Annotated in this window: 1 protein-coding gene; it reads left to right on the forward strand. The window is 73.1% G+C overall.

Translation table 11 applies throughout. The annotated features are described in order from the left end of the window. Positions 1-324: hypothetical protein (locus KDH83_RS32190; RefSeq protein WP_212323281.1), on the forward strand; the 324-nt coding region annotated here is incomplete at both ends.

Genomic DNA, 324 nt, shown 5'->3' on the forward strand with positions numbered 1-324 from the left:
GGCAGGACGGCGTGCTGGTCGCCAGCACCGACATCGGCGCGCGCGGCGCCATCCATCTGCTGAACCGCGCCAGCGATGCGAGCGGCAGCGTGGTGCTGGGCGAGGGCAGTGTCACCGCCGTGGTGCTGGAGTCGTCGGCGCTGACCGGCCTGGACGGCCAGCGGGACGCGGCGCTGAAGGCCCTGGACGGCCAGGAGACCAACAAGACGGGCGGTGCATACGACCATCTGAGCACGGTGGCGGACCGCCGCGACCTGTCGCGCATCGAAGTGGTGACGGGCGGGCAGGCGCTGTTCGCGGGCGGCTCGACCACCGTGGCGACCG

This window comes from Achromobacter sp. Marseille-Q0513 (genome assembly GCF_018195695.1).
Taxonomy (GTDB): domain Bacteria; phylum Pseudomonadota; class Gammaproteobacteria; order Burkholderiales; family Burkholderiaceae_B; genus Achromobacter.